Annotated in this window: 12 protein-coding genes, 2 tRNA genes and 4 pseudogenes; 15 read left to right on the top strand and 3 right to left on the bottom strand. The window is 52.8% G+C overall.

Annotation, left to right across the window (positions count from 1 at the left end):
* The first annotated feature begins 15 nt into the window (after nucleotides 1-15).
* From ACUHMQ_RS10985 to ACUHMQ_RS10925, 13 genes are all read left to right on the top strand, one after another.
* Nucleotides 16-1,512, top strand: coding sequence for an NADH-quinone oxidoreductase subunit M (locus ACUHMQ_RS10985; protein ID WP_445295503.1), 1,497 nt, complete (start codon nucleotides 16-18; stop codon nucleotides 1,510-1,512).
* Nucleotides 1,513-1,534: 22 nt separating this feature from the next.
* Nucleotides 1,535-2,989, top strand: a complete 1,455-nt coding sequence (gene nuoN / locus ACUHMQ_RS10980) for an NADH-quinone oxidoreductase subunit NuoN (protein WP_445295502.1) — start codon at nucleotides 1,535-1,537, stop codon at nucleotides 2,987-2,989.
* On the top strand, nucleotides 2,986-3,291 hold the full coding sequence (locus tag ACUHMQ_RS10975; RefSeq protein WP_445295501.1) for a DUF2818 family protein: 306 nt from the start codon (nucleotides 2,986-2,988) through the stop codon (nucleotides 3,289-3,291). The genes nuoN and ACUHMQ_RS10975 overlap by 4 nt, the downstream gene beginning before the upstream one ends.
* Before the next feature lie 60 nt (nucleotides 3,292-3,351).
* Nucleotides 3,352-3,428 (top strand) — tRNA-Val (locus ACUHMQ_RS10970).
* 336 nt (nucleotides 3,429-3,764) lie between these two features.
* Nucleotides 3,765-5,672 carry a threonine--tRNA ligase gene (gene thrS, locus ACUHMQ_RS10965; RefSeq protein ID WP_445295500.1) on the top strand — a complete coding sequence of 636 codons (1,908 nt, stop codon included), beginning with the start codon at nucleotides 3,765-3,767 and terminating at the stop codon, nucleotides 5,670-5,672.
* A 62-nt stretch (nucleotides 5,673-5,734) separates the two neighbouring features.
* Nucleotides 5,735-6,271, top strand: coding sequence for a translation initiation factor IF-3 (gene infC / locus ACUHMQ_RS10960; protein ID WP_445295499.1), 537 nt, complete (start codon nucleotides 5,735-5,737; stop codon nucleotides 6,269-6,271).
* 143 nt (nucleotides 6,272-6,414) lie between these two features.
* Nucleotides 6,415-6,612 carry a 50S ribosomal protein L35 gene (rpmI, locus tag ACUHMQ_RS10955; protein WP_072429375.1) on the top strand — a complete coding sequence of 66 codons (198 nt, stop codon included), beginning with the start codon at nucleotides 6,415-6,417 and terminating at the stop codon, nucleotides 6,610-6,612.
* 22 nt (nucleotides 6,613-6,634) lie between these two features.
* Nucleotides 6,635-6,994, top strand: coding sequence for a 50S ribosomal protein L20 (rplT, locus tag ACUHMQ_RS10950; protein ID WP_072429376.1), 360 nt, complete (start codon nucleotides 6,635-6,637; stop codon nucleotides 6,992-6,994).
* 261 nt (nucleotides 6,995-7,255) lie between these two features.
* Complete coding sequence (gene pheS / locus ACUHMQ_RS10945; RefSeq protein WP_445295498.1) at nucleotides 7,256-8,251, top strand: phenylalanine--tRNA ligase subunit alpha; 996 nt, start codon at nucleotides 7,256-7,258, stop codon at nucleotides 8,249-8,251.
* A 99-nt stretch (nucleotides 8,252-8,350) separates the two neighbouring features.
* Nucleotides 8,351-10,714: a phenylalanine--tRNA ligase subunit beta gene (gene pheT, locus ACUHMQ_RS10940; protein WP_445295497.1), complete on the top strand. Its 2,364-nt coding sequence runs from the start codon at nucleotides 8,351-8,353 to the stop codon at nucleotides 10,712-10,714.
* A 41-nt stretch (nucleotides 10,715-10,755) separates the two neighbouring features.
* Nucleotides 10,756-11,070 carry an integration host factor subunit alpha gene (locus ACUHMQ_RS10935; RefSeq protein ID WP_099407456.1) on the top strand — a complete coding sequence of 105 codons (315 nt, stop codon included), beginning with the start codon at nucleotides 10,756-10,758 and terminating at the stop codon, nucleotides 11,068-11,070.
* A complete protein-coding gene (locus ACUHMQ_RS10930) occupies nucleotides 11,039-11,437 on the top strand; it encodes a MerR family transcriptional regulator (protein ID WP_445295496.1) in 399 nt (132 codons plus the stop codon). Before ACUHMQ_RS10935 ends, ACUHMQ_RS10930 begins: the two co-directional genes overlap by 32 nt.
* A gap of 51 nt (nucleotides 11,438-11,488) precedes the next feature.
* A tRNA-Pro gene (locus ACUHMQ_RS10925) sits at nucleotides 11,489-11,565 on the top strand.
* Between the two features lie 454 nt (nucleotides 11,566-12,019).
* Here ACUHMQ_RS10925 and ACUHMQ_RS10920 read toward each other — a convergent pair.
* Nucleotides 12,020-12,136, bottom strand: a pseudogene (locus ACUHMQ_RS10920) (IS5/IS1182 family transposase); the annotation flags it as partial.
* Nucleotides 12,137-12,168: 32 nt separating this feature from the next.
* Here ACUHMQ_RS10920 and ACUHMQ_RS10915 point away from each other — a divergent pair.
* A pseudogene (locus ACUHMQ_RS10915) lies at nucleotides 12,169-12,435 on the top strand (transposase); the annotation flags it as partial.
* 275 nt (nucleotides 12,436-12,710) lie between these two features.
* Complete coding sequence (locus ACUHMQ_RS10910; protein WP_445295495.1) at nucleotides 12,711-13,787, top strand: substrate-binding periplasmic protein; 1,077 nt, start codon at nucleotides 12,711-12,713, stop codon at nucleotides 13,785-13,787.
* A 72-nt stretch (nucleotides 13,788-13,859) separates the two neighbouring features.
* On the opposite strand, the pseudogene ACUHMQ_RS10905 reads toward ACUHMQ_RS10910, so the two are convergent.
* Nucleotides 13,860-13,977, bottom strand: a pseudogene (locus tag ACUHMQ_RS10905) (IS6 family transposase); the annotation flags it as partial.
* Nucleotides 13,978-14,085: 108 nt separating this feature from the next.
* A pseudogene (locus tag ACUHMQ_RS10900) lies at nucleotides 14,086-14,195 on the bottom strand (IS5/IS1182 family transposase); the annotation flags it as partial.

The following is a 14,195-nucleotide window of genomic DNA, read 5'->3' as shown; positions in this document are numbered from 1 at the left end:
TAGGTAAGGGTGGATATGTCTGAACATCTGTTGAGTCTGGCGATCTGGGTGCCGATCGTGGCCGGTCTCTTCGTGCTAATGACTGGTGGCGACAGCCGTGCCGGCTTGGCGCGCGGGATTGCCTTGGTAGGCGCCTTGTTAGGCTTCCTCGTCACTCTTCCGCTCTATACTGAATTTGAGCTTCTGCATGGTGGCATGCAGTTCGTGGAAAAGATGCCGTGGATTCCGGCATTCAACATCAACTACCACCTCGGTGTTGATGGCCTGTCGATGTTCTTCGTCATCCTGAACGCATTCACTACTTTATTGGTCGTCGTGGCGGGTTGGGAAGTGATCCAGAAGCGGGTTGCCCAATATCTGGCAGCGTTCCTGATCATGTCCGGTTTGATCAATGGTGCTTTTGCTGCGATGGATGCGATGCTGTTCTACGTATTCTTTGAGGCGATGCTGGTGCCGTTGTACCTGATCGTAGGGGTTTGGGGCGGCCAGAATCGTGTCTATGCGGCGATCAAGCTGTTCCTGTACACGCTGATGGGTTCCTTGTTGCTGTTGGTCACGTTCATCTACCTCTACTTCCATGCCGGCAAGACCTTTGAAATCGCCGAGTTCCAGCGTGTCCTGTTACCGCTGACCGCGCAGGGTTTCATGATGATCGCCTTCTTCTTCGCGTTTGCGGTGAAGGTGCCGATGTTCCCTGTGCATACCTGGTTGCCAGATGCCCACGTTGAAGCGCCAACAGGCGGCTCGATGGTGTTGGCCGCGATCACGCTGAAGCTGGGTGCTTATGGTTTCCTGCGTTTCGCATTGCCGATTGCGCCGGATGCTGCGCGCGAATGGGGTTGGATCATCATCGCGCTGTCCTTGGTTGCCGTCGTGTACATCGGCTTGGTGGCACTTGTGCAGTCGGACATGAAGAAGCTGGTGGCTTATTCGTCCATTTCGCACATGGGATTCGTCACGCTGGGTTTCTACATGTTCACTGATGGTGCGCCGACTACCTACGGTGTCGAAGGCGCGCTGGTGCAGATGATTTCCCACGGTTTTGTATCCGCCGCGATGTTCTTCTGTATTGGTGTCATGTACGACCGTGTACACAGCCGCAAGATTGCCGACTACGGTGGTGTAGCCAATACCATGCCGAAGTTTGCTGCGTTTTTCCTACTGTTTGCCATGGCCAACTCCGGTTTGCCGGCTACTTCCGGCTTTGTCGGTGAGTTCATGGTCATCATCGGCGCGGTGAAGGTCAACTTCTGGTACGCCTTTGCTGCAGCGACCACGCTTATTTTCGGTGCTGCCTATACCTTGTGGATGTACAAGCGGGTGATTTTTGGTGACGTGGCCAATGAGCATGTTGCTGAACTGAAAGACGTGAATCTGCGCGAATTTGCTGTGCTGGCTGTGTTGGCCATTACGGTGTTGGGTATGGGTCTTTATCCGCAGGCGTTTACCGAAAAGATGCACGCCAGCGTCGATACGCTGATCATGCAAGTTAAGCAATCCAAGTTGCCTTGAGACGAACCGGGATTAAACAAGAATGACGCTCGCTAGTTTGAATCTGGTCACCGCCCTGCCGGAAATCTGGCTGTTGTGTGCGGTCTCAGCCGTGCTTCTGATCGATCTGTTCATCAAGGATGATCAGCGCGATTTCACTTACGCATTGTCGATGCTTGCGCTTTTGGGTAGCGCAGTGCTGACGTTGCAGGGATTCTCCTGGACTTCTCGCACGGCTTTTTCCGGCATGTTCGTCGCCGATGCGATGTCGGATGTGCTCAAGCTGGGCATGTACGCCGCTGTCGGACTGATGCTGGCCTATAGCCGAGCCTACGCTGCAGACAGGCAGATGTACCGTGGAGAGCTGTTTACACTGTCCTTGTTTGCCTTGTTGGGCATGATGGTGATGGCGTCGGCAACCAACCTGTTGACACTCTATGTGGGTTTGGAGCTGTTATCGCTGTCTCTGTACGCCTTGGTTGCGCTGCCGCGTGATTCTAAGCCAGCTACAGAAGCAGCCATGAAGTATTTTGTGCTGGGCGCGCTGGCTTCGGGCATGTTGCTGTATGGTATGTCGATGATCTATGGCGCGACGGGTAGCCTTGATATTCATGCTATTGCTGCCAAGGTTGCCAATGGTACGGCCAGCCGTACCTTGCTGGTGTTTGGACTGGTCTTCATCGTTACTGGTATTGGTTTCAAGCTGGGTAACGTGCCGTTTCACATGTGGGTGCCGGACGTATACCAGGGTTCTCCTACCGCAGTGACCTTGTTGATCGGTTCTGCACCGAAGCTTGCTGCCTTTGCTTTTGTGATGCGCCTCCTGGTTCAAGCCTTGCCGGGGTTGATTGCTGACTGGCAGGGTATGCTGGTCGTATTGTCTGTACTGTCTATCGGGGTTGGTAATCTGGTTGCTATTGCACAGACCAATCTGAAGCGCATGCTGGCTTATTCGACTATTTCGCATATGGGCTTCATGTTGCTGGGTATTCTGGCGGGTACGACGCAGGGTTACGCGGCAGGGATGTTCTATGCCATCGTCTACGCCATCATGGCTGTCGCCGGTTTTGGTGTGGTGTTGTTGTTGTCGCGTGCTGGCTTTGAGGCAGAGCGCCTTGCTGATCTTAAAGGGTTGGCGCAACGTAGTCCGTGGTTCGCCTGGATGTTCCTGTTGGTGATGTTCTCCATGGCGGGTATTCCGGTCTTTGTGGGCTTCTTTGCCAAGCTGGCAGTGATCCAGGCGATTGTGGATTTGGGCTTGGTATGGCTTGCAGTGGTGGCGGTTCTCTTCTCACTGATCGGTGCTTTCTACTACCTGCGTGTGGTGAAGTTGATGTTTATGGATGACCCGGTGGATAACAGCCCAATTGTTGTGAAGCCGGATATGCAGGTGTTGTTGTCCGTCAACTGTTTGGCTGTGCTTGTATTGGGCCTGATGCCTAACAGCTTGTTGCAGCTTTGTGTTGAGTCAATTCGCCACAGCCTGGGCATGCCGTGAGCCCTGCGTTATATGCATTCATCGGATTGGCGGCTTTGGCCGCCAATTTGCCGTTTATGGTTGAGCGTGCCATGTTTATTTGGCCGCCCAAGGACGGTAAAGTCAAAGCCTTCGGTTGGCGGTTGTTGGAGCTGATCGTTCTCTACGTATTGCTGGGTGGTCTGGGGCTTTGGCTGGAATGCCGCATGGGGCCTGTACATACCCAGCGGTGGCAGTTTTACGTGACAACATTTGCATTGTTTGTTGTTGCTGCGTACCCTGGTTTTGTACTTCGCTATTTTTGGCGCAAGCGAGGTATGTGAAATATTTTGTATTTTGGGCTTGTCAATTTTGGCTTAAGTCCATAGAATGCGCAGCTCTTCAGGCGCGTAGCTCAGCTGGTTAGAGCACCACCTTGACATGGTGGGGGTCGTTGGTTCGAGTCCAATCGCGCCTACCAACATAGGAGTAAACGAAGATGTCCTTCCGAACTACCACTACCGGCACTCTCAATCTGGGCTGAGTCGGCTTTCGGAAGTTCGTTTATTCAAAAAAAGTGCGACTTAGGTCGCACTTTTTTTTCGTCCATTGCCATCGCGTGCGTGGCAAGTTGTTGGATGACTTTGGTTAACTGGCTGTGCTGTCGGCACAGCAAGAACCTGGTCACAGCCGCACAGCAGGATGTGAATGGGTTCTAAGGACCTGTTCAAGATGTTCTAAGGACACAATAGGCAGATATTTGCCTGATACGCGGCCCTGGCCGTAATGCATTACCAATCGCAAAGGTGGAACTGAAATGCCCATCATCACGCTTCCCGACGGATCTCAACGTAGTTTCGATCAACCCCTGCGCGTCGCTGACGTAGCTGCCAGCATAGGTGCTGGTCTTGCTCGTGCCGCTTTGGCTGGCAAGGTGGATGGCAAGTTGGTCGATACCTCCTATCTGATTGATCGTGATGTACAGCTGGCTATCGTGACTGACAAGGATGCGGATGGTCTGGAGGTGATTCGTCACTCTACGGCGCACCTGTTGGCCTATGCGGTCAAAGAACTGTTTCCGGATGCGCAGGTGACGATTGGTCCTGTGATCGAAAACGGCTTTTATTACGACTTCAGCTATAAGCGCCCATTTACGCCGGAAGACTTGATTGCGATCGAGAAGAAGATGGCGGAACTGGCTAAGCGCGATATACCGGTCGAGCGTTATGAATTGAGCCGTGATGAGGCGGTTGCTTACTTCAAGAGCATTGGTGAGCAGTACAAGGCTGAGATTATCGAAAGCATTCCGGCTGACCAAGCGCTGTCGCTTTATCGTGAGGGGGAGTTTACGGACCTGTGCCGCGGTCCCCATGTGCCGTCTACGGGTAAGCTGAAAGTATTCAAGCTGATGAAGTTGGCGGGTGCCTATTGGCGTGGTGATAGCCGTAACGAAATGCTGCAGCGTATCTACGGTACGGCTTGGGCGAAGAAGGAGGATCTCGACCAATACCTGCATATGTTGGAAGAGGCCGAGAAGCGCGATCATCGGAAGTTGGGTAAGCAACTCGATCTGTTCCATTTGCAGGATGAAGCGCCAGGTATGGTGTTTTGGCACCCTAAGGGCTGGAGTCTGTGGCAGTCGGTTGAGCAATACATGCGTAAGCGTTTGGCGCATGCAGGGTATCAGGAGATCCGTACGCCGATGGTGATGGACCGGGTTCTGTGGGAGAAGTCCGGGCATTGGGAGAATTACCGCGAGAATATGTTCACGACAGAGTCGGAAAAGCGTGACTACGCTGTCAAGCCGATGAATTGTCCTGGCCATGTACAGGTATTCAACAGTAGCCTGCGTTCCTATCGTGACCTGCCTATGCGGCTTGCGGAGTTTGGTGCGTGCCACCGCAATGAGCCTTCGGGTGCGCTGCACGGCATTATGAGGGTTCGTGGGTTCGTGCAGGACGATGCGCATATCTTCTGCACAGAGGATCAAATTGTTTCGGAATCGAAAGCCTTCAATGAACTGGCCATGTCGGTATATGAGGACTTTGGTTTTGAGAAAGTGGCGGTCAAGCTGAGCTTGCGCCCTGAGAAGCGTGCGGGTTCGGACGAAACGTGGGATAGGGCTGAAAACGGTTTGCGAGAGGCCTTGCGTGCCTGCGGTATTGAGTGGGAAGAGTTGCCAGGCGAGGGCGCATTCTATGGTCCCAAGGTTGAGTACCATATCAAGGATGCGCTCGGCCGTTCGTGGCAATGTGGTACGCTTCAGCTCGATTTTGTGTTGCCGGAGCGCCTTGGCGCAGAATACGTCAGCTCGGAAGAGAGTGCGCGTAAGCGGCCAGCAATGTTGCACCGAGCAGTTTTAGGGTCACTCGAACGTTTCCTGGGTATTCTTATCGAAAACCATGCCGGTGCTTTCCCATTCTGGCTTGCGCCTACTCAGGCGGTGGTGATGAGTATCAGTGAACATCAGGCAGACTATGCGTCGAATGTGGTGGTTCGACTCAAGCAGGCAGGCTTTAGGGTCGAGTCGGACTTGAGAAGTGACAAAATAGGTTTTAAAATACGCGAACATAGCTTGCGGAAGGTTCCTTATCAACTCGTTATCGGCGATAAGGAGAAGGATGCAAACTTGGTTGCCGTGCGATCCCGCGGTGGCGAAGATCTAGGACAGATGTCGTTGGAAACGCTGATGCAGCGTTGGAACGCAGAGTCCATCAAGGTCTAAGCCCGATAGCCCTGTAATCAGCAGGGCTGTTGTTACCGGGACGCGCGGTTTTCGTTTTTTACTTGGGAGTAATAGCTATCGCTCAGGATAAAGAGCCGCGGATCAATGGTGAAATCACCGCCCGCGAAGTCCGTCTGTCTGGTGACGACGGCGAGCAATTAGGGATTGTCAGCTTGGCCGAAGCCATGCGTATGGCTGAAGAGCGTGAAGTCGATCTGGTAGAGATTGCACCGAATGCTGTACCGCCTGTATGTCGCCTTATGGATTACGGTAAGTTCAAGTACCGTGAGAGCAAGAAGCGGCACGAACAAAAGCTGAAGATCAAGCAGGTGCAAATCAAGGAAGTGAAGTTTCGTCCGGGTACCGACGAGAATGATTTCCAGGTTAAATTGCGCAATGTGACCCGATTCTTGGAAGAAGGCGATAAAGTCAAACTGACCTTACGCTTTCGTGGCCGCGAGATGGCCCACCAGGAAATCGGTATGGCCCAGCTCAAGCGGGTGGAGACTGACCTCGGCGAATTGGCTGTGGTTGAGCAGTTTCCTAAGCTGGAAGGCCGTCAGATGGTGATGATGCTGGCTCCGAAGCGAAAGGCCTGAGCATCAAGTTATATGAGGTGATGACAAGCCTCGGCACTGTGCAAATGGTGTCACACTTGTCTTAAAAAACGTGGTGTTGGGCATTAAGTGTGGAGTTATCCACCACCCTCCGCCGGATATAACTAGGCTAAACGGAGTACGTCATGCCGAAGATGAAAACCAAATCGAGTGCTAAGAAACGCCTCAAGGTGTTGGGTAATGGTGGCGTTAAGCGCTCCAAGGCGTTCAAGCGCCATATCCTGACCAAGAAGACCACCAAGAACAAGCGTCAGCTGCGCGGTACGACCATGGTCCACCCGACCAATATGGCCTCCGTTCGCGCGATGTTGCCGTACGCTTAATCTTCTCGGAAAGGAATAGTCCATGCCTCGCGTCAAACGTGGTGTAACAGCCCGCGCTCGTCATAAGAAAGTTCTCGCTCTTGCTAAGGGCTATCGCGGTCGTCGTAAAAACGTCTATCGCATCGCCAAACAGGCGGTGATGAAGGCCGGTCAATACGCCTACCGTGACCGTCGTCAGCGGAAGCGTCAGTTCCGTCAACTGTGGATCGCTCGTATCAACGCCGCTGCGCGTGAGTTGGGTCTGAGCTACAGCAAGTTCATGAACGGTCTCAAGCGTGCTTCGATCAATGTCGATCGTAAGGTGCTGGCCGATCTGGCTGTGTTTGATAAAGCTGCGTTTGCGCAAATTGTTGCGCAAGCTAAGGCTAGCCTCGCAGCCTGAGCTTTAGGAAGTTGAAAAAGGGAGGCGTAAGCCTCCCTTTTTTTGTCCAGTCTGTGCCTGTGTAAACGGGGTGCTGGCAATGCGGTTTTGGTTGGGTTCTTTGTTAAGTCTCAGATGTATCTGTAGTGAGGATTTGTGCCGGTTATGTACGTTGGTGCATGAGGCCTTAAGCAGGACCAACTCCTTCAGTATTGAATACACGGTAAAACTAAGCCCGGTTAGATAAGACCGTATTGCCAGCGTTATTAGGAGCGATGCACGATGAGCAATGTTCAAATCCTTCTCGACGAGGGCCTGTTGGCTCTTGCTGCTACGGCGGACCCGGTCGAGCTTGAAAACGTTAAAGCGCGCTACCTGGGTAAGTCCGGTGCATTGACTGAGCTGCTCAAGCAGTTGGGTGCACTGCCTCCAGAAGAGAAGCGCAGCCAGGGGGCGATCATCAATCAGGCCAAACAGGCATTTGAGGTTGCACTAAATGGCAGGCGTGATGCGCTGGCAACCGAAAAGCTAAATCAGCAGCTGGCTGCAGAGGCACTGGATGTTACGTTGCCCGGGCGAGGGAATGGTTCTGGAGGTTTGCATCCCGTTACGCTGGTTAAAGAGCGCATCGTCGCATTGTTCCAGTCTATTGGGTTTGAGGTGGCGGATGGGCCGGAAATCGAAGGGGACTGGCACAACTTCGAGGCGCTGAATATTCCCAAGGATCATCCTGCCCGCGCTATGCAGGACACCTTCTATGTCGCCGGTCAGACCGATGAAACATTGGTCCTGCGCACGCATACCAGCCCTATCCAGGTGCGGTATATGCAAAGCCATAAGCCGCCTATCAAGATTGTTGCGCCAGGTCGTGTCTATCGTGTTGATTCCGATGCAACCCATTCGCCGATGTTCCACCAGATGGAGGGATTATGGGTTGAGGAAGGGGTGAGCTTTGCTGACTTGAAGGCAACGGTTACCGATTGGTTGCGTAACTTCTTTGAGCGTGACGATCTGCAAGTGCGTTTCCGCCCCTCATTCTTCCCGTTTACCGAGCCATCGGCGGAAGTGGATGTGCTAGGTGAGCGCGGTTGGTTGGAGATTGGCGGTTGTGGCATGGTGCACCCGAATGTACTGCGCAATGTAGGCATCGATCCTGAAATCTATACCGGTTTCGCATTTGGTTTCGGTCTGGACCGTTTCGCCATGCTGTATTACGGCGTGAACGATCTGCGGCTGTTTTTTGAGAATGATCAGGCGTTTCTGAGTCAATTCCATTAAAGCAACCGTGTTGAACCGAGAGCTGGGTAAGTTGCCCTGCTTAATGCTTGAAGCAACAGTCGGGTGCCTTGGGCACTTGAAAATACAAGGAATCAAGCCATGAAGTTTTCAGAATCCTGGCTACGCGAGCTGGTGAACCCAGCCTTGGATAATGCTCAGCTGGCCGAGTTGTTGACTATGGCTGGTTTGGAAGTGGAAGAGAACGACCCTGCTGCGCCTGCTTTCGATCAGGTTGTCGTGGCACAGGTATTGGAAGTGCGTAAGCACGAAAACGCCGAAAAGCTGAATGTCTGCAAGGTTGATGCAGGCCTGGGTGGGGAGCCATTGCAAATCGTCTGCGGTGCACCCAATGTGGCGCCCGGTGTGAAGGTGCCTTGTGCGCTGGTGGGCGCCAATTTACCGGGTGACTTCAAGATCAAAGAAGCAAAGCTGCGTGGTGTTGAAAGCTTTGGCATGCTTTGTTCGGCCCGTGAGCTCGGCGTTAACGAAGATAGCGACGGTCTGCTGCTGCTACCGCACGATGCACCAGTTGGCACCAGTTTCCGCGATTACTATCAGCTGGATGATCGTATCCTCACCCTAAAGTTGACGCCGAATCGTGCGGACTGCTTAAGCGTGACCGGTATTGCCCGTGAAGTGGCCGCATTGACAGGGAGCCCTCTTAAACCAATCTCTATTGTCCCCGCGGCAACGCAGATTGAAGCCCGGCGTATTGTGAAGCTGGATGCCGGGAGCGCTTGCCCGCGGTATGTAGGCCGTGCAATTCATGGCGTCAATGCCGCTGCGGCAACACCAGCTTGGATGAAGCGTCGTCTGGAGCGTAGCGGTGTCCGTTCGATATCAGCCTTGGTGGATATCACCAATTATGTCCTGATGGAACTGGGCCAGCCTATGCACGCATTTGATGATGCCAAACTGCAAGGCAGCATTGAAGTGCGCATGGCCAAGTCTGGGGAGCAGTTGGAGCTACTCAACGGTAAGCAACTGCCGCTGGAGGCTGACATGCTGGTGATTGCGGACGCCAGCGGTCCTGTTGCGTTGGCTGGCATCATGGGTGGCATGCCGACTTCGGTTCAGGTAGGCCAAACAAGTGATGTCTTCCTTGAGTCTGCTTTCTTTGCGCCAAGCGTGATCAGTGGCAAACCACGTCGCCTGGGCTTTAGTTCTGACTCCAGTTACCGTTATGAGCGCGGCGTAGACTTCGGTAACTGCCGCCAAGCCTTGGAACGAGCTACTGAACTGGTATTGGCCATTTGTGGCGGTAAGGCTGGCCCAGTTACTGAAACATTGGCCTCATTGCCGGACCGTGCGCCAGTTGATTTACGCGTAGCACGGGTGGCGCGTCTGCTGGGTATTCAGTTGGGTGCAGACGAGATTGTCGCGATGTTGGAGAAGCTGGGTCTGCAGGTAACGCGTAATGGCGACTTGCTACGTGTGGTGCCGCCAAGTTACCGCTTTGATATTAATATCGAAGAGGATCTGATTGAAGAAGTGGCGCGCCTTTATGGCTACGATAACGTGCCAACCAGATCACCGTTGTCGGCGCAGTCGATGCTTAAGCAGGATGGCAAGTTGCGCCCTGCCATGATGGTGAAGCAGGCGTTGGTAGCGCGGGACTATCAGGAGATAGTCAGTTACGCCTTCGTTGAAGCCAAATGGGAAGCAGACTTTGCCGCCAACAATGCACCGGTCAAGTTGCTGAACCCGATTGCCAGCCAGATGAGCGTTATGCGTTCTACCCTGATTGGTGGTTTGGTTAGCGCGCTGGTTGCAAATCTGAATCGGAAGCAGGAGCGCGTGCGCCTTTTCGAGTTGGCGCGTGTATTCCACGGTGTAGAGGCTGACCAGCAGCCGGAGAAGCTTGCCGGTTTGGCCTATGGTGCTCGCCTGCATGAGCAGTGGGGCAATGGTGCGGCCAAAGTCGATTTCTACGATGTGAAAGCGGATGTGGAAGCACTGCTTGCACCACGCCAAGCCCGTTTCGAGAAAGCAGAGCATCCGGCATTCCACCCTGGACGTTGTGCGCAGGTTGTTTTGGGTGATCAGGTAATCGGGGTGCTTGGTGAGTTGCATCCGAAGTGGGTGCAGGATTACGACTTGCCTGCCGCACCAGTCTTGTTTGAGATGGATGTGGCGGTGCTGTGTGAGCGTGATTTGATTGCCGCCAAGCCTGTTTCCAAGTTCCAGCCTGTTCGGCGTGATCTTGCTTTTGTTGTCGATGATGCCGTGCAATATCAAGATGTGTTGAATGCGATGGAGACCGCTAAATCTCCTTTCATTACGACAATTGAAGGTTTCGATGTTTACCGTGGTAAAGGGGTGCCTGAAGGGAAAAAGAGCCTTGCATTCAAGGTGATATTACAAGATACTCAGAAAACGCTTTCGGACGCCGAGATTGATCTGGCAGTCTCCCAGCTTGTCGCTGCGCTGCAACAACGCCACGATGCCCAGCTGCGTAACTAGGCATATTCCGCGACAAAAATCTGCACCAAGAATACCGACTTATGACACTGACCAAAGCTGAACTGGCCGACTTGTTATTCGACAAGGTCGGTCTCAATAAACGCGAAGCGAAGGACATGGTGGAAGCCTTCTTCGAGGAAATCCGCCAATCTTTGGAAGCCGGAGAGAGCGTCAAGCTTTCTGGTTTCGGCAACTTCCAGTTGCGTGACAAACCGCAACGTCCTGGCCGCAACCCTAAAACCGGTGAAGAGATCCCGATTTCAGCTCGTCGCGTGGTGACTTTCCACGCCAGCCAAAAACTGAAGGGCATGGTGGAAGACAATTATGCAGATGGAAAGCTCGTTGCCGAGGCCTGAGCTGCCACCCATCCCAGCCAAGCGCTACTTCACTATTGGTGAGGTAAGTGAACTGTGTGGCGTCAAGCCTCACGTATTGCGTTACTGGGAGCAGGAATTTACCCAGTTGCGGCCAGTGAAACGGCGTGGCAACCGCCGTTACTACCAGCACCACGAGGTGCTGTTGGTGCGGCGTATCCGTACTCTGTTGTATGACGAAGGCTTCACGATTAGTGGAGCGCGTAATCGCCTTGAGCATCATGCGCTCGATGCTGTGGAGCATGGACACACGGCCCCTGCTGAATTGATGGCGGATGGTCGTGGGTTGCCGAGCTTTGTTGTTATACGGCAAGAGTTGGAGGCGTTAAGAGACTTTCTGGCGAGTTAACAATCACTTGTCAGGTGGGGAAAGTCGGGTATAATCCGGCCTCCTTCGAGTCGGAGCGTGGCGCAGCCTGGTAGCGCACTTGCATGGGGTGCAAGGGGTCGGAGGTTCGAATCCTCTCGCTCCGACCAAAAACATCAAAGGCTTACGGTATTTTTGCTGTAAGCCTTTTTTGTTTTTTTGACACATAACGCCAAAATGCCCCGACAAATGCCCCGACAAGAAATTGCCCTAGGTATCTTGTGGACCTTGGTGTCTATTGCGTTCCGAATGATTCCTTATAGTAAGACGCTTTGAGTGTCATGCCAGCGTGCACTAGGTGCCGCTATCCCCGCCAGAACAAGCCGATAAACACTTACCCGCTTGCCTTTGCGACGAGCTGCTCGTTCTGCTTTTCGTCTCGCATGGCTGATCTTGTTGGTCACCACGACAGCCTGGCCTGGGATGGCAATTGCAAAGCGGCCATCGCGGTTGAAAGCTCTTGGCGTTGCTGCTCTGATTTTTCCAAGGCCAACTTAGTTTCTGCCAGTTCCCTGCGTATTTCCACTTCATCGTCAGCGCCCTTAGAGCGTGTTTTAAAAGTTGCTATCCCAGTCTGTTGAGCATCAAATTGATCATGGCGATTTGAATGAATGTTTCGCTGGATTGGGTGAGGCATTCATAGTCCTTGGAAAGTCGGCGATACCGATATAGCCAAGCGAAGGCGCCTGTCAGTAATTTCTTGTTCTGGGCATATCCTGACTGAGGATGGTCCAATCCGAATCGAAATCCCTCGCGATCGCGACAGCAGTTTTGAACCGCGGCTGATTCCCAAGCATGAACGCCGTTTTACTGGCTTCGACGATAAGATTGTCGCCATGTATGCCCGAGGTATAACCGTACGTGACATTCAAGGCTTCCTGCGCGAGCAATATGGCACGGAAGTCTCGCCGGCGTTCATCAGTTCGGTTACCGATGAGGTCATGGCGGAGGTCACAGCCTGGCAAGCTCGATCGCTTGAAAACACTGTTTCAGTTGCCCCGATCTCCCGGGGGTGAGCGCCATTGCCCACCGACTCGGAGAACCCACAGCACCGCTTCCACGAACCCACGACAGGTCGCCGACTGGCCGCGGTAAAATGCCGGCTTCGACCGGAGGTGCGGCGCGAGGGCTGACGACTCCGAAACGCATAATCTCTGTTTTGTCGGGGGTGTTACATTGGCTCACCATGGCTGGACAAAGCGCAGGATTTTGCCGCATTCAAAACGTGGGGGCGGCAGAAAACTTGGACTAATTTATGCTGCGATTCCCAAATGGCGCCGGCATTGGCCAACTACTGACTGCTGAACAGCAACGCATTCGCCAGCTAGAGGCGGAGGTTTCTCAGCTCAAATCGGATAATGCCCTGTTAAAAAAAAGCATCGGCCTTCTTTGCCCACGAACTAAAATGACTTACGCCTTGGTTGATCAGTGGCAACAGAAGGCGTCCATCATGCAGGCATGCCGGTTATTGGGCGTCAGTCGGTCTGGTTATTTCGCTTCAAAACAGCGCGCCAAAACTGCGTCAATGTGCAAAGTCGACGTGCATCTGAAAGCGGCATACCCTTTATTAATGGAACCGAAGGAGGAGCCCAGAGTGCGTGTTTTACTCATTATTCTGACATTTTTTAGTGTTTCCGTATCCGCCAAGGACTTGTTCTTCATGTGGCAGGAGTTGCCTCCTATCACTTGGGAGGAGAACAACGTCGTGAGGGGAGGCATGTACGATATTATGGTCGCTGCATGCCAAAAGCAAAATATCAAGTGCAGGTTTAACATGGCGCCTGTGGTTCGCGGCATGCGGGAACTAGAGCTTGGACATATTGATGGATTCCTTGCCCTTGCGCCAAATAAGGATAGGGAGGCTTTTTCAGTGTTAAGTCCTGCATTGATCACTGTGCAATTTGGGTACTTAAGATTGAAAGGGGCCACTAAGATGACCAACCTCTCCAATCTTAGCGGTTACGAAATTGGTGTAGTGCGAGGATCAACTTCCTTGAAGATGGTTCAGAACCATACCTCCGCTATCGAAAAATTGACGATTGACGAAGAAACAGACATCGTTACAACACTGAAGAAGTTGGCAGCAGGGCGTTATGGCGAGAAGGGTGCAATTTTTGGAGTGATTTCAACGTTAGAGTTTGAAGCCAAGAAACTCGGTATCGAAGTCGAGCCCATCCTGACGACCGATGTTCTGCAGCTCTCCAATCTCTTCTCTAAGAAAAGCGTCGATTCGGAGACGCTCACTCGCTTCTTTAAGACGTTGGAAGAAATGAAGCAATCAGGTGAAGTCGCTAATATTCTGAAGCCCTATGCGTTGACCGCATCTCCCTGATATTACACGCGCCACGAATGCCAACCGCAAAGACCAGCGCAACCGTTTCTCGATCTCAGATGCGTAACGCTAGACCCAGCGATAGAAGGGTTGTGTGATCAACATGGACACCGCGTTCAGCCAGCATGTCCTGGCGTTCGCGCTAGCTGATCCCGTAACGGCAATACCAGCGGACGGCCCAGAGAATGATTTCTCCTTCGAAGTGCCGTCATTTGAAGTCTGTATTCATCGCCTTGCCCCCAAGATGCTAGGCATCTGCATAGAAGATACCGACACCACTAATAGCGTGTTTTAAAAGTTATTTTTCCAATCTGTTGAGCATCAAATTGATCATGGCGATATGAATAAATGTTTCGCTGGATAGGGTGAGGCATTCATAGTCCTTGGAGAGTCGGCGATACCGATATA

This window comes from Chitinimonas violaceus (assembly GCF_052601015.1).
Note: the sequence above shows the minus strand (reverse complement) of the source record. Positions and strands in the feature narration are given on the sequence as shown.

Coding starts and splice junctions, on each gene's coding strand:
- ACUHMQ_RS10910 (WP_445295495.1), top strand. CDS start 12,711: ATGCTGCGATTCCCAAATGGCGCCGGCATTGGCCAACTACTGACTGCT.
- thrS (WP_445295500.1), top strand. CDS start 3,765: ATGCCCATCATCACGCTTCCCGACGGATCTCAACGTAGTTTCGATCAA.
- ACUHMQ_RS10930 (WP_445295496.1), top strand. CDS start 11,039: ATGCAGATGGAAAGCTCGTTGCCGAGGCCTGAGCTGCCACCCATCCCA.
- rplT (WP_072429376.1), top strand. CDS start 6,635: ATGCCTCGCGTCAAACGTGGTGTAACAGCCCGCGCTCGTCATAAGAAA.
- pheS (WP_445295498.1), top strand. CDS start 7,256: ATGAGCAATGTTCAAATCCTTCTCGACGAGGGCCTGTTGGCTCTTGCT.
- ACUHMQ_RS10935 (WP_099407456.1), top strand. CDS start 10,756: ATGACACTGACCAAAGCTGAACTGGCCGACTTGTTATTCGACAAGGTC.
- rpmI (WP_072429375.1), top strand. CDS start 6,415: ATGCCGAAGATGAAAACCAAATCGAGTGCTAAGAAACGCCTCAAGGTG.
- nuoN (WP_445295502.1), top strand. CDS start 1,535: ATGACGCTCGCTAGTTTGAATCTGGTCACCGCCCTGCCGGAAATCTGG.
- ACUHMQ_RS10985 (WP_445295503.1), top strand. CDS start 16: ATGTCTGAACATCTGTTGAGTCTGGCGATCTGGGTGCCGATCGTGGCC.
- pheT (WP_445295497.1), top strand. CDS start 8,351: ATGAAGTTTTCAGAATCCTGGCTACGCGAGCTGGTGAACCCAGCCTTG.